General features: G+C 54.4%; 21 protein-coding genes. 12 read left to right on the top strand and 9 right to left on the bottom strand.

What is annotated here, in order from left to right:
- The first annotated feature begins 198 nt into the window (after positions 1 to 198).
- The 4 genes from ACZ5EH_RS15020 to ACZ5EH_RS15005 are packed head-to-tail and all read left to right on the top strand — an operon-like array spanning position 199 to position 4676.
- A complete protein-coding gene (locus tag ACZ5EH_RS15020; protein ID WP_464274693.1) occupies positions 199 to 762 on the top strand; it encodes a helix-turn-helix domain-containing protein in 564 nt (187 codons plus the stop codon).
- Positions 763 to 780: 18 nt separating this feature from the next.
- Positions 781 to 2418, top strand: coding sequence for an AMP-binding protein (locus tag ACZ5EH_RS15015; protein ID WP_464274692.1), 1638 nt, complete (start codon positions 781 to 783; stop codon positions 2416 to 2418).
- A gap of 23 nt (positions 2419 to 2441) precedes the next feature.
- The gene (locus ACZ5EH_RS15010; RefSeq protein WP_464274691.1) at positions 2442 to 2999 is read left to right on the top strand and encodes a helix-turn-helix domain-containing protein; all 558 of its coding nucleotides are present in this window, start codon (positions 2442 to 2444) and stop codon (positions 2997 to 2999) included.
- 33 nt (positions 3000 to 3032) lie between these two features.
- Complete coding sequence (locus tag ACZ5EH_RS15005; RefSeq protein WP_464274690.1) at positions 3033 to 4676, top strand: AMP-binding protein; 1644 nt, start codon at positions 3033 to 3035, stop codon at positions 4674 to 4676.
- A gap of 185 nt (positions 4677 to 4861) precedes the next feature.
- Here ACZ5EH_RS15005 and moaA read toward each other — a convergent pair whose 3' ends face one another.
- The 5 genes from moaA to ACZ5EH_RS14980 are packed head-to-tail and all read right to left on the bottom strand — an operon-like array spanning position 4862 to position 8695.
- Positions 4862 to 5878, bottom strand: coding sequence for a GTP 3',8-cyclase MoaA (moaA, locus tag ACZ5EH_RS15000; protein WP_464274689.1), 1017 nt, complete (start codon positions 5876 to 5878; stop codon positions 4862 to 4864).
- Positions 5879 to 5888: 10 nt separating this feature from the next.
- Positions 5889 to 6377 (bottom strand): TlpA family protein disulfide reductase, encoded by a 489-nt coding sequence (locus ACZ5EH_RS14995; protein WP_464274688.1) that lies wholly within the window; start codon positions 6375 to 6377, stop codon positions 5889 to 5891.
- The gene (locus tag ACZ5EH_RS14990) at positions 6368 to 7018 is read right to left on the bottom strand and encodes a molybdenum cofactor guanylyltransferase (RefSeq protein ID WP_464274687.1); all 651 of its coding nucleotides are present in this window, start codon (positions 7016 to 7018) and stop codon (positions 6368 to 6370) included. Before ACZ5EH_RS14990 ends, ACZ5EH_RS14995 begins: the two co-directional genes overlap by 10 nt.
- Positions 7019 to 7037: 19 nt before the next feature.
- Positions 7038 to 7808, bottom strand: coding sequence for a formate dehydrogenase accessory sulfurtransferase FdhD (locus tag ACZ5EH_RS14985; protein WP_464274686.1), 771 nt, complete (start codon positions 7806 to 7808; stop codon positions 7038 to 7040).
- On the bottom strand, positions 7808 to 8695 hold the full coding sequence (locus ACZ5EH_RS14980; RefSeq protein WP_464274685.1) for a formate dehydrogenase accessory protein FdhE: 888 nt from the start codon (positions 8693 to 8695) through the stop codon (positions 7808 to 7810). Before ACZ5EH_RS14980 ends, ACZ5EH_RS14985 begins: the two co-directional genes overlap by 1 nt.
- Before the next feature lie 134 nt (positions 8696 to 8829).
- Here ACZ5EH_RS14980 and ACZ5EH_RS14975 point away from each other — a divergent pair, with 134 nt between their 5' ends.
- Entirely contained in the window at positions 8830 to 9540 is a 711-nt protein-coding gene (locus ACZ5EH_RS14975; RefSeq protein ID WP_464274684.1) for a molybdopterin-guanine dinucleotide biosynthesis protein MobB, read from the top strand.
- 343 nt (positions 9541 to 9883) lie between these two features.
- Here the strand turns inward: ACZ5EH_RS14975 and ACZ5EH_RS14970 are convergent, their stop codons facing one another.
- Entirely contained in the window at positions 9884 to 10081 is a 198-nt protein-coding gene (locus ACZ5EH_RS14970; RefSeq protein ID WP_464274683.1) for a cation transporter, read from the bottom strand.
- A gap of 29 nt (positions 10082 to 10110) precedes the next feature.
- Positions 10111 to 12603, bottom strand: a complete 2493-nt coding sequence (locus ACZ5EH_RS14965) for a heavy metal translocating P-type ATPase (RefSeq protein ID WP_464278307.1) — start codon at positions 12601 to 12603, stop codon at positions 10111 to 10113.
- Positions 12604 to 12906: 303 nt separating this feature from the next.
- Between ACZ5EH_RS14965 and ACZ5EH_RS14960 the strand changes: the two genes are divergently transcribed.
- The 7 genes from ACZ5EH_RS14960 (at position 12907) to ACZ5EH_RS14930 (ending at position 19857) form a co-directional block, all read left to right on the top strand.
- Complete coding sequence (locus tag ACZ5EH_RS14960) at positions 12907 to 13428, top strand: SH3 domain-containing protein (RefSeq protein WP_464274682.1); 522 nt, start codon at positions 12907 to 12909, stop codon at positions 13426 to 13428.
- A 90-nt stretch (positions 13429 to 13518) separates the two neighbouring features.
- Positions 13519 to 14628 (top strand): phosphotransferase family protein, encoded by a 1110-nt coding sequence (locus ACZ5EH_RS14955; RefSeq protein ID WP_464274681.1) that lies wholly within the window; start codon positions 13519 to 13521, stop codon positions 14626 to 14628.
- A gap of 6 nt (positions 14629 to 14634) precedes the next feature.
- Entirely contained in the window at positions 14635 to 15225 is a 591-nt protein-coding gene (locus tag ACZ5EH_RS14950; RefSeq protein ID WP_464274680.1) for an adenylyl-sulfate kinase, read from the top strand.
- A gap of 181 nt (positions 15226 to 15406) precedes the next feature.
- Positions 15407 to 17356: a molybdopterin biosynthesis protein gene (locus tag ACZ5EH_RS14945; protein WP_464274679.1), complete on the top strand. Its 1950-nt coding sequence runs from the start codon at positions 15407 to 15409 to the stop codon at positions 17354 to 17356.
- Between the two features lie 215 nt (positions 17357 to 17571).
- Positions 17572 to 18384 (top strand): ABC transporter substrate-binding protein, encoded by an 813-nt coding sequence (locus ACZ5EH_RS14940; protein ID WP_464274678.1) that lies wholly within the window; start codon positions 17572 to 17574, stop codon positions 18382 to 18384.
- A 100-nt stretch (positions 18385 to 18484) separates the two neighbouring features.
- Positions 18485 to 19180 (top strand): ABC transporter permease, encoded by a 696-nt coding sequence (locus tag ACZ5EH_RS14935; RefSeq protein WP_464274677.1) that lies wholly within the window; start codon positions 18485 to 18487, stop codon positions 19178 to 19180.
- An 11-nt stretch (positions 19181 to 19191) separates the two neighbouring features.
- On the top strand, positions 19192 to 19857 hold the full coding sequence (locus ACZ5EH_RS14930) for an ABC transporter ATP-binding protein (protein WP_464274676.1): 666 nt from the start codon (positions 19192 to 19194) through the stop codon (positions 19855 to 19857).
- A gap of 55 nt (positions 19858 to 19912) precedes the next feature.
- Here the strand turns inward: ACZ5EH_RS14930 and ACZ5EH_RS14925 are convergent, their stop codons facing one another.
- Together ACZ5EH_RS14925 and ACZ5EH_RS14920 are read right to left on the bottom strand one after the other, a co-directional pair.
- Positions 19913 to 20395: a hypothetical protein gene (locus ACZ5EH_RS14925; RefSeq protein WP_464274675.1), complete on the bottom strand. Its 483-nt coding sequence runs from the start codon at positions 20393 to 20395 to the stop codon at positions 19913 to 19915.
- A gap of 264 nt (positions 20396 to 20659) precedes the next feature.
- Positions 20660 to 21649, bottom strand: coding sequence for a radical SAM/SPASM domain-containing protein (locus tag ACZ5EH_RS14920; protein ID WP_464274674.1), 990 nt, complete (start codon positions 21647 to 21649; stop codon positions 20660 to 20662).
- Between the last annotated feature and the right edge of the window lie 71 nt (positions 21650 to 21720).

The raw sequence follows: 21720 nt of genomic DNA, 5'->3' as shown, positions 1-21720 counted from the left end.
TTTATCACAAAATTGGACCAAAGCAATCACACCTGCAGGAATTGGTTTTGAAACCAATTTCAACTTGCCAGATACCATTCCTTACTATATTGTGCCCGCCGCAGGCGTAATAAACGCAACAGGCCGTTTTGGAAGACATTTTCCACCCAGGCAACTGTAGTTTTTCGTCTGTAAAAGAACCAGTGAGGGAGAGAAAACATGGCGCAGGAAAAAATTGGCAGCAGGATCAAATCATTTCGCGAAGAGCGAGGGTTGAGCCTGGAGGATATGGCCGACCGTAGCGGTTTGGACAAGGCCTTGATCGAGGCAATCGAAGCAGGCAAGGCAGCGCCTGCCGTTGGCCCTCTTGTAAAGATTGCGCGCGTGCTGGGGTGTAGGCTGGGCACCCTGCTAGACGATGTGCAAAGCAAAGACCCCCACATTGTTCGCCGTAAAGAGCGTGAAGAGGAATTTTCCCTGCAGCTGGCTGCTGGAGAAGGCAGGACGCAAACTTACTACTCTCTGGGCAAAGGCAAGTCCGATCGCCACATGGAACCCATGTACATCGAGCTGGCTCCTGAAAACAACGAGGAACTCTCCTCCCATGAAGGCGAGGAATTCATCGTGGTGGTCAGTGGCAAAGTACAGCTTGTTTACGGCAAGCAGGTCTATGAGCTCGAAGCCGGCGACAGCATGTACTACAACTCCATCGTGCCCCACCATGTTGGATGCGCCGGCGATGATAAGGCCGCCATTTTCGCGGTCATCTACGTTCCCTTCTAGCCACTGGAGAGCCCAACAATGTCTTTGCGGAACTTGACGCTGGGGCAGATTCTTGACGAAGCAGCCGAACGCTGCCCCGATACGGAAGCCGTTGTCTACGTGGACCGCGACTTTCGTCTTACGTATAAGGAATTCAAGGAGCTGGTTGATGACATGGCCAAGGGACTCATGGCCATGGGCATTAAAAAAGGCGAAAAAGTGGCTGTCTGGGCCACCAATGTGCCATACTGGGTTGTCTTACAGTTTGCCACGGCCAAAATTGGCGCCATTCTCCTCACCGTAAACACCAACTACAAACGGCATGAGCTCGAGTATCTGCTGAAGCAGTCCGAAACGGAAAACATTTTCCTGATGGACGGGTACCGCGATACCGACTACATCCTGACGCTTTACGACCTGGCTCCTGAGCTCAAATCCAGAGAAAGGGGCGACATCAAAAGCGATACGTTTCCCCATCTGAAACGGGTCTTTTTCCTTGGCCATGAAAAACACCGCGGCATGTATTCCGTGCCAGAGGTACTGGCCATGTCCGCCATGGTTTCGGATGAAGAATACGCAGCCCGCCAGGCAACCCTGGATCCTGATGACGTCGTCAATATGCAGTACACGTCCGGAACCACGGGTTTTCCCAAGGGCGTCATGCTCACCCACTACAACATCGGCAACAACGGATTCTGGATCGGTGAAAACCAGGCCTTCAAGGATGGAGAGCGCCTTTGCATCCCTGTGCCCCTGTTTCACTGCTTCGGCTGCGTTCTTGGCGTACTGGCGGCCGTCACCCATTGCGTGACCATGGTCATCCTCGAGACCTTCAATCCCGTCACTGAGATGAAAGCCATCGAAAAAGAACGCTGTACCGCTGTATACGGCGTGCCCACCATGTTCATCGCCGTGCTGGAGCATGAGCTGTTCGACAAGTTCGATTTCTCCACACTGCGAACCGGCATCATGGCCGGCTCACCCTGCCCTGTTCACGTCATGAAACAGGTCATGAAGAAAATGAACATGACCGACGTAACCATTTGCTACGGCCTTACCGAGTCGGCCCCCGTAATGACGCAGACACGCATGGACGACACCATCGAACGCCGCACGGAAACCGTGGGTCGGGCCATGCCAGAAGTGGAAGTCCTTGTTGTGGACCCCGAAACCCACGAAGAAGTGCCCCCCGGAAACCAGGGGGAAGTCTGCTGTCGCGGGTACAATGTGATGAAGGGCTACTACAACAACGAAAAGGCCACCGCGGAAACCATAGACGCCAAGGGCTGGCTGCATTCAGGGGACCTGGGCGTCATGGACGAGGAAGGCTACCTGGCAATCACAGGTCGCCTCAAAGACATGATAATCCGTGGCGGCGAGAATATTTATCCTCGTGAAATCGAAGAGTTCCTCTATACCATGCCCGGCATATCCGACGTACAGGTCGCCGGTGTGCCCAGCCATAAATACGGCGAAGAAGTGGGCGCATTCATCATCCTCAAAGACGGCTTTGAAATGACGACGGAAGACGTGCGCGACTTTTGCCGCGGACAAATCGCCTGGCACAAGATTCCCAAGTATGTGCATTTTCTCACTGAATACCCCATGACTGCCAGTGGCAAGGTGCAGAAATACAAACTGCGCGACATGGCCGCCGAGCTCTTTCCCAACGCCTGAGCACATCTAGCAAGGAGCACGAGATGACGACCCAAGAGGCTTACAAGGACATCGCCCCCCGCCTGCGGGGTCTCCGCGAAGCCGTGGACATGAGCATTGAGGAACTGGCCGAGCAGACCGGCGTTACAGCCGAGCAGGCCGCAGTATATGAGTCGGGCAGTGTAGAGATTCCAGTGAGCTACCTGGTCAGTGTGGCCCACGTTTGCGGCGTGGACCTCACCGAACTGCTTTCAGGCGGCGAGGCCAGACTGCACTCCTACTCTCTGGTACGCAAAGGCAAAGGGCTCTCGGTGGAGCGTCGCAAGGACTACGACTATAAAAGCCTGGCCTACAAATTCGTAGGCAGACGCATGGAGCCCTTCATGGTCCGCGTTCCTCCCAAGGAGGAAGAGAACATGAACTACACCACCCACCCCGGGCAGGAGTACATCTACATGATCGAGGGGCGTCTTGAAATCCGGCTGGAAAAGAACGTTGAAATCCTCGAGCCGGGAGACTCGCTCTACTTCAGCTCCCACACCCCCCACGCCATGCGTGGACTGGATGGCAAGGAAGCGCTCTTCCTCGACGTGATCATGTAGCGCGCTGCGCGTAACGAGAAAAGGACAATCATCATGTTCAACAAGCTCTTACCGGACAGTTACGAGACTTTTTGCAAAGATTTCGCCCTGCCCCCTATCAAAAAGTTCAACTACGCCTTCGACGTCATAGACGCCATGGTGGATGCCAATCCCGACCAGCCCGGCATAATCCATATTGGTCCGGACGACGTGCGCCGCGAATACCCAATGGCCTGGCTCAAGCAGGAATCATGTCGCCTGGCCAACGCCCTGGAGGCTCGCGGCATTGGCAAGGGCGACAGGGTCATGCTCATACTTTATCGCCGTATCGAATTCTGGGTGGCCATGCTTGCGTTGCATCGCATGGGCGCAGTGGCCGTGCCCTCCCCTTCGTTGCTGACGACCAAGGACATCGTCTACCGGGTCCAAACCGGTCAAATCAAAGCAGCCATAGTTGAAGATTCCGTTGCCAGCCGCGTCCAGGAAGCCAAAAAAGAATGCCCAGGCCTCTCCCTGACGGTACAATGCGGCCCCTCTCCCCTGCACGAAGGGTGGGAAGGGTACGATGCAATCATGACCCTGGCCGAAACTGATTACCCCCGCCGCGACGATACCGCCTGTGATGACGACACATTGCTCATCTATTTCACTTCCGGCACGACAGGCCCCCCGAAAATGGTGGAGCATACGCACCGTTACGCATTGGGGCACTTCACCACAGGCGTGTACTGGCATGACCTGCGCCCCGGCGACATTCACCTCACCGTGGCAGACACCGGGTGGGGCAAAGCCGTATGGGGTAAAATGTACGGACAGTGGATGGCCGGCGCCACAGTCTTTGTTTACGACTTCCGCGGCAAATTCGAACCAGCAGATTTGCTCCATGTCATGGCTAAACACAAGGTTACCGGCTTCTGCGCCCCACCTACCGTGTACCGCTTTCTCATCAGGCAGGACCTCTCCAAGTATGATCTGTCCTCCTTGCGTCACTGCACCACTGCTGGCGAACTGCTGAACGAAAGCGTGTTCTACGACTGGAAAAAAGCAACAGGGTTGAACATTTACGAAGGTTATGGCCAGACGGAAACCACCCTGCAAATCGCCACCTACCCGTTCATGGACCCCAAACCTGGCTCCATTGGCAAACCTTCGCCAGGGTGGGGCATCGAACTTCTCGACATGGAAGGCGCTCCCTGCTCGGCCGGTGAGGAAGGAGAAATCTGTATTTCCCTGGCATCGTCGCCGGAAGGATTGTTCACAAAATACATCGATGAACCCGAGCGCACCGCCAATGTTCTCCATGATGGATATTACCACACAGGAGACAAGGGGTGGATGGACGAAGACGGTTATATCTGGTTTCTGGGGCGCGTGGACGACCTCATCAAGAGCTCGGGCTACCGTATCGGCCCCTTTGAGGTGGAAAGCGCTCTGGTCTCCCACCCTGCCGTAATTGAAGCAGCCGTCACAGGCGTTCCGGATGAGCAACGCGGGCAGGTGGTCAAGGCGACCATTGTTCTGGGACACGGGTATACGGCGTCCGACGCCCTGACAAAAGAGATTCAGAACCACGTCAAACAGGTCACAGCGCCCTACAAATACCCGCGCGTTGTAGAATATGTAGGCGAACTGCCCAAGACCATTTCCGGTAAAATCAAGCGCGCTGAAATCCGGGAACGCGATTTGAGGAAGTGCTGAACAGACGCGAGAGTTGCTACACGGTAAGGCAGAGCTTTTGGCTTTGCCTTCTCAGTAATACCGATACTGGCGTATTTTTAAGCCCATTCACACACGCAGTGAATGGGCTTATTTTTTTGCCTGGAGAAACAGGGGAGCACGCAATCACGCCATTTGTGTGAAGCTCAGGGGCCCTTTCTGCCGCTCTAACCGCCAATGCCGCTCATACGGGTATTGCAGACAGGGCCGTTTTGCAGAGCCTGGGCCAGCAGCATGTGCCCGAGGGGTTTGCGCTGACCGGCGCGTTCGATCACCTTGCGTACCTGCTCCACACCCAGCTTGGGGTGACGCAACAAAGGGCGCAAGCGGTATTGCCTGTCGGAGAACAGACAAGTACGCAACCGTCCATCGCTGGTGATGCGCAACCGGTTGCAGCTGCCGCAAAAGTGGTCTGAAAGCGGAGAAATGACGCCGAAGCGCCCCTTTCCATCTGCGATGGAATACATTCTGGCCGGGCCGTGGGTATCTGCCTCGCCCATCACCTCGGAGGTGCTGCGGGGTATGGGAGTAAGGTCTGCATGCCTGGATGCTTCGGCCACGATATCCTGGGCTGACCAGAAATTACCATCACTCCAGGCGGTGCCCTGTCCCATGGGCATGAATTCGATAAAGCGCATATCCAGCGGGAGTTGGCGCGCGAGCGCAACGAAGTCGGCTAGCTCGACATCGTTCACCCCGCGCAGGGCCACGGCGTTGACTTTGACCAGCAGCCCTTCTTCCAGGCACTCGTCAATGGCGCGGCGCACGTCCATGTAATAATCCCGACGAGTGATATCCTCGTATTTCTTACGCTCCAGGGTATCCAGGGAGATGTTCACCCGACTCAGACCATATTGCTTGAGCAATTTGGCCTTGCCCGGCAAAAGCGTGGCATTGGTGGTCAACCGCAGGTCCAGCCCGGGATTCTGAATCAATACCCGCTCCAGAAAGGGAAGCACATCGCGACGCACAAGGGGCTCGCCCCCTGTCAGCCTGACCTTGCGCACACCCAGTTTGCCTGCAAGACCTATGAGTTGCAGCATTTCCTCATAGCGAAGGATATCCTGGTGGGGCATCAGAGAAAGCTGTTGCCCTCCCTGACAGTAGAAACAACGGAGATTACACCTATCTGTGACGCTCAATCGTAAATAGCTGACGCTGCGTCCGTATTTATCTGGTCGCATGGTCTTCCTCTCACTCAGACGGCAAATATTCGGCAACAGTCTCACGCAGTTCTTCAGGAGACATGTAGCCCATATGGCTGACTACTATGGTGCCGTCTGTATCGTACAGCAGCATCATTGGTATGGCTTGTATCTTCAAAGTATCAACAAGTTCCTGTTCTGCTAGGTAATTTGGTATTGAAGTATCAAGACCCTCCACAAAAAGGGCAAGTGCTCCGGGGTCATAATCAAGGGAAACATTTACCATTGCAAGCTTGTCCGCAGACACTTCACTGCGCATTTGCACCAACCCCGGCATTTCCATCAGGCAGGGGCCGCACCAGGTAGCCCAGAAGTTAACCAGGACGACCTTGCCATGATTGTGGGTGACGAACTCCTGCAACTGCTCATGATTCATGGATTCTATGGAATCCGTACTCGCATCGGCCGCAATGGAAAAAGGCAAAATGCAGAATGCCAGCAGCAAAATGGTGTATGTAAAAAAGCGGCCTAATCGCATATATTCTCCACAATGTTTTTCGCACAGTCTGCGGTCTTTAACGACCGTAATTTCTGAAGATCTTCTGGATGGTTTATGTTGAAAAAAACATGCCCTTTTTCAGGACTGTAAGGAATCTCAAGGCGGACTTCGGGGGGCAATGCACGAGAAAGTTTATACATTCCTTTCTCATAGCTGGCCTCCAGATACGGCAAGGCCTCAGGCTCATATACAGCTACCAGGGACTCAATAAATCCGGTCGCCAATTGCAAAAAGGTGGTCATCACATGATTCGTTTTCCTGGCAGTCCTTACCTCCAACAACCAGCGGATGGTATCCTCATCCAACAAAGGTAAATCGCATGCGATAACAAGCAAGGGGCGTTGCAGCCGTTTCAAACAGGTAATTATGCCCCCCATGGGGCCAATTCCTGGAATATCATCGGGCAGCCAGGGGGCATTGATATCAGGGTGCTGACCGGCATCACTGAGGGCAGCGGGGTTACGTCCCGAAACCCAGACATCCGGACAGAACTTTTGCAGCAGATCCACAGAGCGACTGAGCAAGCACCCCCCCGCGTAGGGAAGCACAACCTTATCCTGCCCGAGCCTGCGGCTCCGGCCGCCAGCCAGCACCAGCCCCATGACTTCCGCTTTTGCCATCACACGGCCCCCGTCATCCTTATTTCATGGGATCGTACACCAATCCCTTGGGATCTGCGAAGACGGTAAACCGTATATCCCGGGCAAACCCCAAAAGAGACATACCGCCTTCCTGCGCCAACTCCACCCCTGCCGTGGTGACCGCTGAACGGCTGACGAGCATGGCAAATCCGGCACGCAACGCTTTTGCCACCAGGGAACCCGTTGCCCGGGCCGAGGCGAAAAGCACCATATCGGCTGGGGCTGCATAATGCTCCACACACCATCCAGCCAGGCGGTCCAGACAGTTGTGTCGGCCGATATCTTCAACCCAGGCCACAAATTCGCCTTTTTCTGGAGCATACAAAGCCATACGATGAAAACACCCCGTGTCTTCCCAACGCCCTGCTGCCGCAATGAATTCCTTCATGCGCTGCAAAATGGTTTCCGCGCCCAGAGCTTCGAACCCTTTGGATCGCGTAGGATCGCGTGGCGTCCATTCAGGCTCGAGATGAAAATCCATGACCCTGCCGTCATCAGAATCATCCCGACGCACCAGTTCCGGCACCACACCCGGCTCGCTAATATCCAGCAAGGCATGCCCCAATGCCAAACGACGCAGGCCTGCCTCAGAATCCGGAAAAGCCAGCAACTCTTTCGGGGCGTTACCGGACCAATGCACCCGCACACGCATTTCAGGGGCGATGATGTCATCTATATCGCGCCACGAACCCTGGGTAAACTGCCGCAGGCGTTTTGAATAGAGGCCCTTATCGGCTCCCTGAAAATAGGATCCGTCAGTCTTGGCCATCAAAACCCCCAGCCGGAAAGCGTGGCCCGAGAATACCCTTTTTTGGTCGCAAGGATGTCAAAAGGCAATGAAGCCAGGTCATCCAGCAAAGGCAAAAGCTTGCGATCCAGTTCACGGAAATCAGCAACCTTTATGTAGCGCTTGCAGCTTTCACAGACGTCAACACGAAATCCTGGCTCTTCTTCCACAGTGTAGAAAGCCAGCTTATCAAACTCGGTCTCATCACAAATAGGGCAGCCCAGACGTTTTGTCCGATAATCAGTCAGACAAAATGAACAGGTGAGATATCGCTGCCCCTCTTTTTCACGCAAAGAACCAATAAGCGGCAGGCTGCCACATGTGGGGCAATGCCCATGCGACCAGGCCGGGCCTTGCTCACGCTCTCCAGCCAGTGCGTCGGCTGCAGCTGCAAGACTCGGCATCAGCGCCGATTGCGTCAAAAACGCTACCGTGCGTGGCGCTTCGGGTGTACGCTTTGCCCAGTTGTCGAAGAACTCCTGATCCTCGTGTATATATGCGTGAAAAGCCTTGTCGAGGTCCAGTTCACCCTTGTCCAGAGCTTCGCCAACAAGGGTAACTGCAGAAGCCAGAGGCTCACCTTGTTCTTTGGCATACTCTATAAAATCAGCGAACAATGCCTTGGCTTGCGATGCGTCATAGGCAAAACGCCTGCGTTCCACCAAAGGCGCGCCCTGTGCTCGCATCTCCCCGCCGGGCAATTCTTCCTGAGGTGGCGCAGCAACGGCTGCATCTGGCCTGGCCTCAATCTGCGCGGTGTAAATTGCAGCAACCAGGTTAAGCAGCGGCTCCGGAAGAAAATCTTTCTTCTTGAGCTCTGCTACCTTTTTCTGCAAAAGTCGGGCTTCTTCATCAGCTTGGATGGTCACAATACCGCCCCCTTTCTGCAAGGATATTTGATTGTTTGTATATGGTGTTTATTGTAATCATTTGTCAGGAAAAAGCCACCCATCACACAACTTTCCGAAAATATTGAACCATTATAAAATGAGGAGAGCATGCAATGTTTGCCGCAGCAGTAGTCGGATTTAAAAATTCTGGTAAAACAACCCTTTGTGAACAAATCGGACAAGCCCTGAAGGGGCTGAACGTCAAGGCGGCGGCAATAAAATGTTCACATCATGACCAACTGGACGCTCCAAGTACCGACACGGGACGCCTTGCCCTCGTGTATGAAACCGTTGGCGCGGTGCTCCCCGACAAAGCAGCCATGTTCTGGAACAAGAAGCGCTACATCCCCGATCTGATTCCGATTATGGAAGCACAAGGCCTGATCGTCGAAGGTGGTAAAAGCCTGGGCTGGCTGCCTCGCATCCTGGTGTTGCGCTCTCCGGAAGAGGCGGAGGAGCTGGACAAGGGGCTTGCACTGTGCACTTTTGGTGAAATCACCTCTCCGGGGGTGCCTGCCGTAACCGATATAGAAGAATTGACCAAATTGGTAATGGAGCGCGGTTTTGCCCTTCCTGGTCTGGATTGTGGCGATTGTGGCCGCGAGGATTGCGCCAGCCTTGCCCGGGACATCGTTGCCGGCAAGGCCACCCCTGACGCCTGCCGCTCACGCACTCCGTCTTGCAGCATCAAGGTGAACGGTGTTCCTCTGGGCATGAACCATTTTGTCAAGGACATCATCTCCAGTGGGATTTTGGGCATGCTCAAGGAACTCAAAGGGTTCGCCCCCGGCACTGTGGAAATCAGCATTGAAAACAAAAGCTGACCCCAGGCTCTGCCAAGGCAGCACACGATTTTACTGACCTTCCAATTGCACGCACTACTAGGCGTACACTTCCTGGTCCAGGCATTGTCCAGAGGGTGTGCGCCTTTTTCTTATCACATTTCAACGAATGGCGCCCGTAGCGCACGACCGACGCACAGCATCTACTATATAATACTCTGTCCACCGCAGCGCAGCAGGTTACCCCTTTTCATCCACACACAGAGGGCGTTCAAAAGGGGTGAGAGGCAAGGCGTAAAAAAAGCGCACGACCGACGCGTACTTTCCGGTACGCGAGGGTGTGCGCTTTTTGAAGCAACGCAGCAGATTGCTTCTTTTCAACGCCCTATGCGACTTCAAAACCTATTTTTTCAATAGCCTTGCGAATCTTTTCAAGTTCAACAGGCGAAGTTTCAGTGTATTCCACCTTGCCGCTTTCCAGGTCCACGTTCACGTTTTCAACACCGTCCAGCTTGCTCATGGTATCTTCGACAGAGGCCTTGCAGTGGTTGCAGCTCATTCCTTTTACTGTGATGGCAGGCATGAACATCTCCTTTCGTTATACTGTTAACATCAATTACTTTTTGGATTGAAAAAACGCAGTCGTAGCGCATTGCTGACCACGGTAACCGAGGACAGCGCCATGGCTGTTCCCGCGATCATGGGATTCAGTGTTGGTCCGCCCCAGATATGCAGCACACCGGCCGCTATGGGAATGCCAATGCTATTGAAAGCAAAGGCCCAAAACAGGTTTTGCTTGATGTTACGCATGGTGGCGCGGGAAAGCTCCAAGGCATGCAGAACACTCTTCAAGTCGGAGTGCATCAACACCACATCGCCCGATTCCACCGCAACATCGATACCAGACCCCATGGCCAAACCCAGATCAGCCTGGGCCAGAGCCGGGGCGTCATTGATGCCGTCGCCGACCATTCCCACACGAAGCCCCTTTTGCTGCAGCAGCTCAACCTCATGCGCCTTGCGCTCCGGCAACACCCCGGCCACAACCGTATCGATGCCAGCCTGTTCGGCAATAGCACGGGCGGTGGTCTCATTGTCACCAGTCAGCATCACAACCTGCAGACCGAGTTTGTGCAGCCGAGCCACCACAGCAGGAGCGTCTTCCTTCAGGGTATCGGCCACGGCCAAGACAAGAGCCAAGGCCCCGTCAACCGCGACATATAAGGCTGTAGCACCCTGCCCTGCCGCGGCTTCAGCGGGTTTGTGCGCTTCAGGCGCATCCAGCCCGGTAACATTTTGTTCCTGCATAAATGCCAGATTCCCGATGCTGATCACATGTCCAGCTACACGGGCGCGGATCCCTTTGCCTGCAGTAGGAATGAACTCCTCAGGCTCGCGCACCGTCAATCCGCGATCCTTAGCCCCTTGCACCACAGCCCTGCCCAGGGGGTGTTCAGACGAACTTTCCGCAGAAGCAGCCCACTCCAAAAGGGTATCTTCCTTCCCCTCGTTGCCCGGCTGGGGTGAGACCTGCGTCAACCGTGGCTTGCCCATGGTTAACGTGCCGGTTTTGTCAAAAACCATTGCGTTCAGCCGGCCGGCAAGCTGCAGGGCTTCTCCGGTCTTGATCAGCACGCCGAGCTGTGCGCCGCGGCCAGCACCGACCATAATGGAAGTAGGCGTTGCCAGCCCCAGGGCGCAAGGGCAGGCAATAACCAACACCGCTATTGTAATGCGGAGGGCAAAACCAAAATCCCCTCCTCCCAAAAAATACCATGCGCCTCCGGAAAGCAGGGCAATGCCAATAACCGTCGGCACAAAATAATAGCTGATGACATCGGCAAGACTGGCGATGGGCGCCTTGGATCCCTGCGCCTGCTGCACCATACGGATGATACGCGCCAGAGTGGTATCCTGCCCCACGCGCTCCACGCGCATTGTCAACGCGCCTGACGTATTCAAGGTGCCGCCTGCGACCTTGTCGCCCACAGTCTTGTCAATGGGCAAGGGTTCGCCAGTAAGCATGGATTCATCTACGCTGGAGCTGCCCTTGATGATCTCACCGTCAAGGGGAATCCTCTCCCCAGGTCGTACAAGAGCCGTATCCCCTGGCAAAACCTGCTCTGCCGCCACTTCCTTCTGCTCCCCCTCCACAAGCAAGGTCACCGTATCCGGCTCCAGCTGCATCAGGGCGCGGATGGCATCGGAAGTTTTCAGTTTGGAACGCGCTTCAAAATATTTGCCAAGCGAAATAAGAGCGATAAGCACAGCCGCGCCTTCAAAATACAAATCCATGGCCAGGCGCATTGCCTGCTCATGGTTAGGGGCCAGAGCAATGCCCAGGGTGTTCCAAACGCTGTACACAAAAGCAGCCCCCGTCCCGACGGCGACCAGGGAATCCATGTTCGGCGCCCTACGCCATAGGGCGGGAAGACCATCCAGATAAAAACGGCGACCGCTCCAAACCACCGGCAGGGTTAGCAGCAATTGGGCCAGGGCAAAATTCAAGGGAGATTCCGCGGGGTCCAGAAATCCGGGCAATGGCATTCCCGCCATGTGCCCCATGGAAAGAACGAGCAGCGGCAACGCGAACAAAAACGCAGGTATCAGGCGGCGGCGCATCCCTGCCAGGCGCTCCAGGGCCTCTTTCCTTCGCTCTTCAAAAAGGTCCGGTGCACCAGAGCGGGGGCGAGATTCAAATCCTGCATCACGGATGGCGCGACGAATATCTTCAGGCGAGACCCTTTCCGGGTCATACTTAAAAGCGCCCGTCTCCATGGCAAGGTTGACATCAGCCTGCTCCATCCCCTCCATGTTACGGGTTACCCGTTCTATGCGGGATGAGCAGGCAGCGCAGTGCATGCCCTGAATATCCAACTCAAGACGCCCCGTATCCTGAGGCGCAGGAGTCGTGTCTTCACCAGATGCGAAGTCGGCTTCAAAGCCCAAATCCTTGACGCGGGCGCCAATTGCTTCCAATGAAGTCTTGTCCGGGTCCCAGCGCAAATTCATGCTTTCGCCGGCAAGATTAACACTTATATCCTGTACCCCTTCCATCTTGGAAAGCGTACGCTCTATTCGTGAGGAACAGGCAGCGCAGTGCATTCCCTTTACAGGGGCGCTCACCGATCTTCCCAGGTTGCTTGTTAGATTTTCTGATGCGGCAGACGTGAACGATTTTTCAGAACTGGACATTGGCAGGACCTTGCAGGCTTTCGGCCATGTGTGAGAAAAATTCAGGCTGTATTCCCAAAGGAGAATTATCCCTGGCACTAAAGGCAATCAGGTATTGGCCGATTATTGTCATGCCCAAAAGAATAAACATAGTATAGGGAAATGCCAACGCCTTCTGAGCCCTCTTTCTCTTTGTGAAGGCATGCAATTCCCTATAACCACGGAGAATTACTCGTGTTTAAAACGAAAACGATTTTTATTATCATTAACTACCTGATGTTCGCCCTTGTCCTTGGGGTGTTTGCCCTCCCGCTGCCGGCAGACGCAGGCCGGCCTGCAATTCCACAGGGGGTTATGCCTCCCAGCGGCCCAAAGGTATACGTCGTCCGCGCCGACAGCATGGCCTTGCACAGTTGTGGAGACAGCAACTGCCCCATCATTGGTCAGGCACAACGCGGTGAGCGTATGGCCATACTGGAGACCGTAGGACACTGGTATCGCGTGCGCGGATTCACCAGTGGCCGTGAAGGCTGGCTCAATACCAAGCCCGGCAGGCCCATGTATGCAAAGGCGGTCGTCACAGCCAGAGCCTTGCATCTGCGCACCTGCCCGACGCTTTCCTGCGCGATTATCAGGACACTGCCTAAGGGGCAGCAACTTGTTGTTCAGGAGGTTCAGGGGCGCTGGACACGCGTACGGCTCGATTTCACCGAAATATCCGGCTGGGTCTACAATAAGTACATTCGTTACTACTGATTTTTCTGCACCGTCTTGCATTGCCTTTACAGGAGGAATATCCTTTGAAGGTGGCTCCCTGTCTTTTCACCCGACAAAGGAGACGGCGCAATGATCGAACTCACCCGGGAGATACTAGAAGAATACGTTCGTGAAGCCTTTGGCTCCAACGCCAGGCTTCTGGATTTCGGCGACATCGCCGCCCTGGACAAACAGGGGATCAAAAAATTCGGCTACGGCAAGCCCATCCTGCTGCGTATCGAAACAGACGGACAGGAGCACGAAGGCGTGCTCTCGGTTATGAAGGGTGACAAATACGGTCACCAATTCTATTGGGATCGCGCAGCCATACTCATGTTTCAGTACGAAACCAGCGCGCTTTTACCCGGCCACGTCAGGCCCCTGGGTATGGGGTACGTAAACGGTGAAGGCCGTCTGGCGCCCTTACACCAGCCCAAAGAATTCTTCATCCTTAATGAAAAGATCGAAGGCTGGGACTATTACCACGACATCGAACGTATCCGGCAGGGCGATTTCCGGGAGGAAGACCTGGAAATGGCTCGGGCTTTCGCCCAATGGCTGGCTACGATTCACAGCGTGAAGAAGGATGATCCGGATCTCTATTTCCGCCGGGTCCGCAATCTGTTGGGAAAAAGCGAATGCATCATGGGCCTGATTGACGAGGCCTACCCGCACCCCTACCCGCTGTTTTCCGATGAACGCTTCCTCGCCCTGGAAAAACACCTGCTCGAATGGCGCTGGCGACTCAGAGCCTATGCCCACCGGCTCAGCTCGGTGCATGGTGACTTTCACCCCTGGAATATACTTGTACGCGGCCCAAGGGATTTCAGCGTGCTGGACCGCTCCCGCGGCGAATGGGGAGAACCGGCAGGCGACCTTGCCTCCATGGCGCTCAACTATCTTCTTTTTGGCATTTTGGGACAGACGCAGGAGCCAGTAAGGTTTGAAGGCCCCTTTCGAGAGCTTTATGACGCGCTTTTCACATCGTATTTTGAAGAAACAGGTGACACCGAGATTCTGGACGTCATGGCTCCCTTTTTTGTGTTCCGTTGTCTGGTTGTCGCATCACCGGAATGGTATCCAGACCACAGCCAGGCCGTAAGGAAAGCCCTGCTGCGCTTCATGGAGCAAGTGCTCTACGATCAGACTTTTGACCATCGCCACCCTGAAAAATATTTGCTCCCTCAAGAGAAAGGATAAGACGCCATGACACCCTCACCATGTTCCGGGCGGGCGCTATGGTTTGTCGGGTTACCGGGATCAGGCAAGAGCACCATCGCTAAAAAGGTGCTCACCTTGCTGCACGCCGCAGGCGCAACGGCAACGCTGCTGGAAATGGACCAACGACGCAAAGTGTACATTCCGAGTCCTGAATACACCCGGGAGGAGCGCCACAAGGCCTACGCCATGTTCGTGGATGAAGCGGCCGCCCTTGTTGCAGCTGGAGACTGTGTTCTCATGGACGGTACGGCCAATGAACTAGCTATACGCCAATCCGCCCGACAACGCATACCGGACTTTGCAGAAATATACGTGGCTTGTTCCCTGGAAACAGCGATCAAACGCGAGTCTGAACGCCCCAAAGGAAAGGTGAAGGCCGAGCTGTACGCCAAAGCACTGGAGCGTAAACGTACAGGGCGGGAGTTCCCCGGATTGGGGCAGGTAGTGGGGGTCGATGTTCCCTTTGAGGTTAATCCTGAAGCGGAAGTCACGCTGGATAGCGAAACCGCTACACCTGAAGAAAACGCTCGCAAAGTTATCAGTTGGCTGCACAGACAGCGTAGTGCCAGTTACTAGCATACGTGTAGACGGCACAGTCTCAGTAGTATTTCCTCCGAATTCCGCTCTCTATTCAGTTGGTGATGCCGACAGACACTCCAACTTACTTACAAGTATTTTTTCATAATCATCTTCACAATACCTGCTTTTTCTGCCAGTGTAACATGTCCGAAATATCGTTCTTCTCATGGAGTTAAGAATGCGCAATGTCTACCTGAATATGATTCCAGTGGCCAAAGCCCTGGAAATTGCAAAGGGTGCGATCTCTCGGGATGCACTCGTCAAAACCGAAATCATTCCAGCGGAATCAGCTGCGGGCAGAGTGACCGCAGCCCCTGTATATGCCCGCATCTCGTCGCCAACCTTCCACAGTGCTGCCATGGACGGATACGCCGTCAACGCTCGTAGCACTTTCTCCGCACGGGAAGGCTCTCCTCTGCTGCTTACCCAAAAAGACTGCACGCCCGTCAATACGGGCAATCCGCTGCCCGAAGGCTTCGACGCAGTCATCATGATCGAAAACGTGGTGGAGAAGGAGGACGGTGGCATCGAGATCGAGCGCCCTGCTTTTCCTTGGCAGCACGTCCGCCGCATCGGAGAAGATATCGTCGCTACGGAACTGCTCATCCCGCAGAACCAGACGTTAACGCCCTATGATGTTGGCGCTCTGCTTTCCGCCGGCATCTGGGAGCTGGAGGTATGGGAAAGCATTCGCATCCATGCCATACCCACGGGCGATGAGGTTTTGGATTTCAGGAACCGCCCGACCCCGCTCCCCGGGCAGGTGGTGGAAAGCAATTCCCAGGTTCTGCTCTCCCTTGCCAAAAACTGGGGCTGCATCGGCACCAGCGAACCTGCCGTCCCCGATGATCCGGACCTGTTGAGCGCGGCCTTGGAAAAAGCCCTTGATTCCGATGCGCATATTGTTGTCATCGGCGCGGGCTCCTCCGCAGGAAGCAAGGATTATACCCGCCAGATCATGGAGCGATTCGGCCAGGTGCTGGTTCATGGCATCAACGTCATGCCTGGAAAGCCTTCGCTCATCGCCACTGCCAGAGGAAAGCTGATTTTTGGCGCGCCGGGGTATCCTGTAAGTGCGGTAATCTGTCATGAAGAACTCATCGCCCCCGTTGCTGCATGGCTGGGGCGACGGGATGCGCCGCAACGTCAGGGGCTGGATGTGGAACTGACCCGGAAGGCGCCTTCCCGCCCGGGCATGCGCGAAGTGCTGCGGCTCGCCGTTGGTCGCGTGGGAGAGCGCTATGTGGCAACGCCGCTGGGGCGCGGCGCCGGCATGATCACCACCCTGACCAAGGCCCAAGCCATTGCCAACATTCCACCCGAGAGTGAAGGACTTGATCAGGGCGCCCTGGTCCGTGCCGAGATGCTTACCCACCCCAACAGCCTGGAGCGGACACTTGTCATCATCGGCAGCCATGACAACACTTTGGACCTGCTGGCCAACGAACTCATGGGGCTGCAAGACCCCGTTCGCCTCGCTTCCACCCATGTTGGCAGTATGGGGGGCATCGCCGCACTGCGTAACGGCTCTACCCTTATAGCAGGGGCGCACCTTTTCGACCCTGAAAGCAATGACTACAACTTCCCTTTTATCCTGCGCCATTTACCCGATGTCCCCGTAAGGGTCTTCAACCTGGCCATTCGAGATCAAGGATTCATCGTCCCAAAGGGCAACCCAAAAGGAATCACCGGCTTGGAGGACGTTGCAACCAAGGGGCTGCGCTTTATAAACCGGCAACGCGGCGCCGGAACGCGTATCCTGCTGGACCACCATTTAAAGCTGGCAGGCCTCTCCCCCGGAGAAATTCTTGGTTATGACAAGGAAGAATTCACCCACATGGCCGTGGCAGTGAATGTACTAACCGGTGCTGCCGATTGTGGCCTTGGCATCCATGCGGCGGCCAAAGCCCTGGGTTTGGACTTCGTGCCCCTGGCCAAAGAACGCTACGACCTGATCATTCGAGAGGACGCTCTGACGGGAGAAATGGGTACCAATCCAGACCATAAAATATCGATATTACTAGACTTCATAAAAAACACAAGCTTCAAGAAAGCTGTCGAAACTCTTGGAGGATACGAGACATCCCTTACAGGACAGGAGATGCAACCGGGGCAATGCCTGGGATAATACTACCCTTTTTTAAGGAAAGAATATTGTTCGTTTAGGTCATTTATAGTTGGCACTACACTATTCGCTGACGTAGATAGAAAACTCACGCAAATCCTGCCTGTTGTTTTTCATTCGAAAAATGCGTTATAGGATTACAGGATTTGGTTCTTTACCAACTAATGTGGATGGTAAAAATGGTTCTCAATGTCGCACAACCCTAAGGAGAGAGTACTATGCGTAAGATACTCGCCATGCTGCTTCTGGCTGTTTTTTTGACAACCGGCGCCGCCCAAGCGGAAACCCTGATGATGGCTACGACAACGAGTACCGACAACACAGGACTTTTGGACTACCTGGCTCCTATCTTTCAGAAAGACACCAATATCGAACTTAAATGGACTGCCGTTGGTACTGGTAAAGCTCTGAAGATGGGCGAGAATTGTGACGTCGATGTATTGCTGGTGCACGCTCCCGCTGCCGAGAAGAAATTTGTCTCCTCCGGTTTTGGTAAGGACCGCCGCGAAATCATGTACAACGATTTCGTGATCATCGGCCCTGAATCCGACCCTGCTGGCATCAAAGGCAAGTCTGTTGTAGACGCCATGAAGGCCATCGCCTCCCAAAAGGCTGCTTTTGCCAGCCGTGGTGACAATTCCGGCACCAACAAAAAGGAAATCAGCCTCTGGAAGGCAGCTGACATGTCCGTACCCGACAAGGAAGAATGGTACATCCAGACTGGCCAGGGCATGATCAAGACCATCGGCATTGCCGAAGAACGTGATGCCTACACCATGACCGACCGCGGCACCTACATCAAGTATGAGGCCGACAAAAAAGGCAATCCCGCTCTGAAGGTTCTGGTGGAAGGCGACAAGTCTCTGTTCAACCAGTACTCCGTCATCCCCATTGATCCAAAGCATTGCGCCGATGCCAAGTACGAACTGGCTACCAAGTTCTCCGACTGGCTGGCATCCCCTGAAACCCAGAAAGCCATTGGTGAGTTCAAGCTCCTCGACAAGAAGCTGTTCACCCCCAATGCAAAATAGAGATTTCTGTCGACTGAAATCAGAATGATTTGACAGCGCCGGTTCCGGCTGGATATTTCATCTGGAACCGGCGCATATTTTACCCAAAAGAACAGGCTCTATGGATTTCATCCTACAAGGCATCTGGCAGGGCTTTGTGCTGCTGTTCAATGGCAATCCGGAAACCTGGAGCGCCATCCGCGTCACTATTATCGTTTCCACACTTTCCATTGCTATGTGCCTTATTGTTGGCGCGCCACTCGGCTTCATACTGGGGCACTTTGAATTCCGTGGCAAACGCTTTGCGCGCCTGATTGTAGATACGCTGCTCTCCTTTCCCACTGTTGTCATCGGTCTCTTAGTGTACGCCCTGGTCACCCGCCGTGGCCCCCTGGGGGATTTTCATCTTTTGTTCACCATACCGGGCATTGCTTTTGGGCAAATGCTACTGGGCTTGCCCATAGTGACGGCTCTTACAGCGAACGCTGTTGAGGCCCTGGATGAACGCCTGCGGCAAACGCTGTTGACCCTTGGCGCTCGCCCGGCGCAAGTTTTTGCAACCACCCTTTGGGAAGCGCGGTTCAGCCTCATGCTGGCCTGCGTGGCAGCCTATGGTCGCATAGTCTCCGAGATAGGCATCTCCATGATGATCGGCGGCAACATCAAATGGCACACCCGCACCATAACCACCGCCATAGCCCTGGAAACCGGCAAGGGGCAATTCGCCATGGGCATAGCCCTGGGCATGGTGCTCATGGTCATCGCCTTCCTCGTAAACCTCTCCGTAGCCAGCCTGCGGCGGCTGGAAGCCAGGTAGCGAGGTCCGCAATGTCCCTAGCCCCCTTGTATGAACTGGAAAACATCGAACAGCGGTACTCCGGCCGGCTTGCTCTGGAAATTGAGAAACTTGCCGTAGCAGAAGGCTCCATCACCGGCCTTGCCGGTCATAATGGCAGTGGAAAAAGCACGCTTTTACGCATGTTGGCTTTTCTGGAACGCCCTGCTGCAGGAGTGATACGTTTTCATGGCCGCCCCGTCTCTTGGGACAAAAGCCTTGTACAGCTCCGTCAGGAAGTGACCCTGCTGACCCAGGAACCCTATCTGCTCAAACGCTCCGTCTACGCCAACCTGGCCTATGGCCTGAAGCTGCGCGGCAAAATTGACGACGGGCTGATTCGCGAAGGTCTTGCCATGGTGGGGCTGGACCCGGACAGCTTTGGCCCACGCTCCTGGCATGAGCTTTCGGGCGGCGAGGCGCAACGCGTGGCTTTGGCGCAACGGCTGGTGCTGCGCCCAAAAGTATTGCTGCTGGACGAACCCACGGCAAGTCTGGATGAAGAGAGCGCCCAGATGGTACTGCAGGCCTCCCTACTGGCCAAAAAGGAATGGAGCGCCACCCTCGTCGTTATCAGTCACGATAGGGAGTGGCTTGAGGCCGTCAGTGATTCCGTTGTGGTGCTGAAAAAAGGCCATCTGATAGGCGAAGCCGTGTAAAGCGGGAGAGACTTCCTGCCTTACGCCCCAACAATTCGATTCTTATGCCCCGGTTTTACTGTAAGGGGCGTTCTTCCTTGTCTTCCGAACTGTCGGCATTTTCGCGATTGAAAGCTTCCAAAGCGCGTTCGCGACCTTCTTTTGTACAGGGGAAACTTGCATAAAGTACCTTTCCCTGTTTACGGACCTGCAATTCCTCAAATTCCGCTGATACTGAATCCTCTTCAAACAAATCGCGCTTCTTTTCCTGCCGAACAATATTGAAGCCAGATTTTGCACCCCGCTTAGCGGAACCACCCTTTTGCGCACGAAGATCGCTGAGATTTGCCGTCTGCTTTGCGCCTGCCTTCCTTTGGGGGCCATGACCCGGCCCATGATACACCGGGCGCGTTGTCTTGCGCTCCCGGCGCCTTACAAGCCAAAGGCGCATGCCGGTGAAAAAGCACATCGCCCCTGTAAGGGGCAAAAGGATTGCAGCATTTTTGTATACCAGCAGGTTGGCAACAAACAACAACAGGCAAATGGCAAAGGCGGTCATCTGAACTCCTGGATCAGGCTATGGACTCGAGAGGCAACAGTATTACTTTTTGCAAGTCCTCCGGGAGCGTGGAGTGAGGATCATTGCAGGATTTATCATTCAAAGGGTACATGAACAATCGTCATGCCCTTCACGCCCTTTTACGTCTATACAACTATGCCAGATACACAAGAGCTGCACAAGCCTCATAAAGGTGCAGGCGTACACCCGCCCTACAGCTGCCAGCATAAGTGCTTTCCGGCAATGTAAATACGCAGCAACCCCCTACTCCACGTCCTCTACATCACGGCAGGTAAAGAAGTGGTGTCGTATGGCGCGCAACACCTTACAGGGGAGTATCTTGTTGGGAAAACCAAAATAGTCGCATTCTCGGCAATTGGGCAGAGCCTGGCGGTTGCCTTTGACAAGTTGCTTGCGCACGGTCTCCAAACGTTTGCCGCGCCAGATTTCCATGATGCTCTGGGTGTTGAGATCACCCACAGGGTCGGAGAAATAGAGGTCGGCACAACATTTGTTTACGCGCCCATCGGCTGTAATGTTGAACTGGGTCCAAGGAAAGATGCAAAAACCTGTTACCGCAGCCGGATTCGCCTTTTTGTTGGGGCAGGTTCCCCCGCGGCTTGCGATTATCTCACCCAGAAAGCGCCATTCAATTTCAAAGATAAGGCGCTTGGAGCCGTCTTCACTATAGTGCACACAGCCTTCCTGCCGGGGAAAGTAGCGGGGAATGACGTCATTCATAAAGGCTTTGATGCCGGGGTACAGCTCCTGCCCTTCATGCTTGCGGTAAAAGTCGATGTGGATGTCATCCACACCGGCCTTGATCAGGTCTTCACCGATATCCGGTTTAAGCAATAGGCCATTGGTCATGACCTGCAAGCGGGCCTTGGGGAGTTTTTCCCGCGCATAGGCTACAAACTTTACCAGATCAGGAAAAAGCAACGGGTCATTGTTTACATGCCAGGCCACACGACCGGAAAAATCCAGGGTGGCCAGCTCGTCGATCGCCTTCTGATAAAGTGCAAAAGGCATCTGCTTGGTTTCACGCTTTTCATTCTGTACTGATGCAGCGCAAAAACTGCAGCGCGAATTACATTTGGTGATGACCTCGAAAAAAATCGTATCGAAAATACCCGGTTCTTCGACACTGATATTATAATGACGCCTGAGCGGCTTGTAAAAAAGCTTTTCCCTGAGTGTGGTTTGAATTCCCAAAGGAAGCGATTCCACAGCTCTACGTAATCTGTTTCCCATTCCTGTATCCTTATTGCGAAGACAATACTTTCAGTCAAAATGCGAATGTCAAAAGGGTTCTTTAGTAAAAT

Source organism: Desulfovibrio biadhensis, from assembly GCF_055388615.1.
This window is presented reverse-complemented; position numbering and strand designations above follow the sequence as displayed.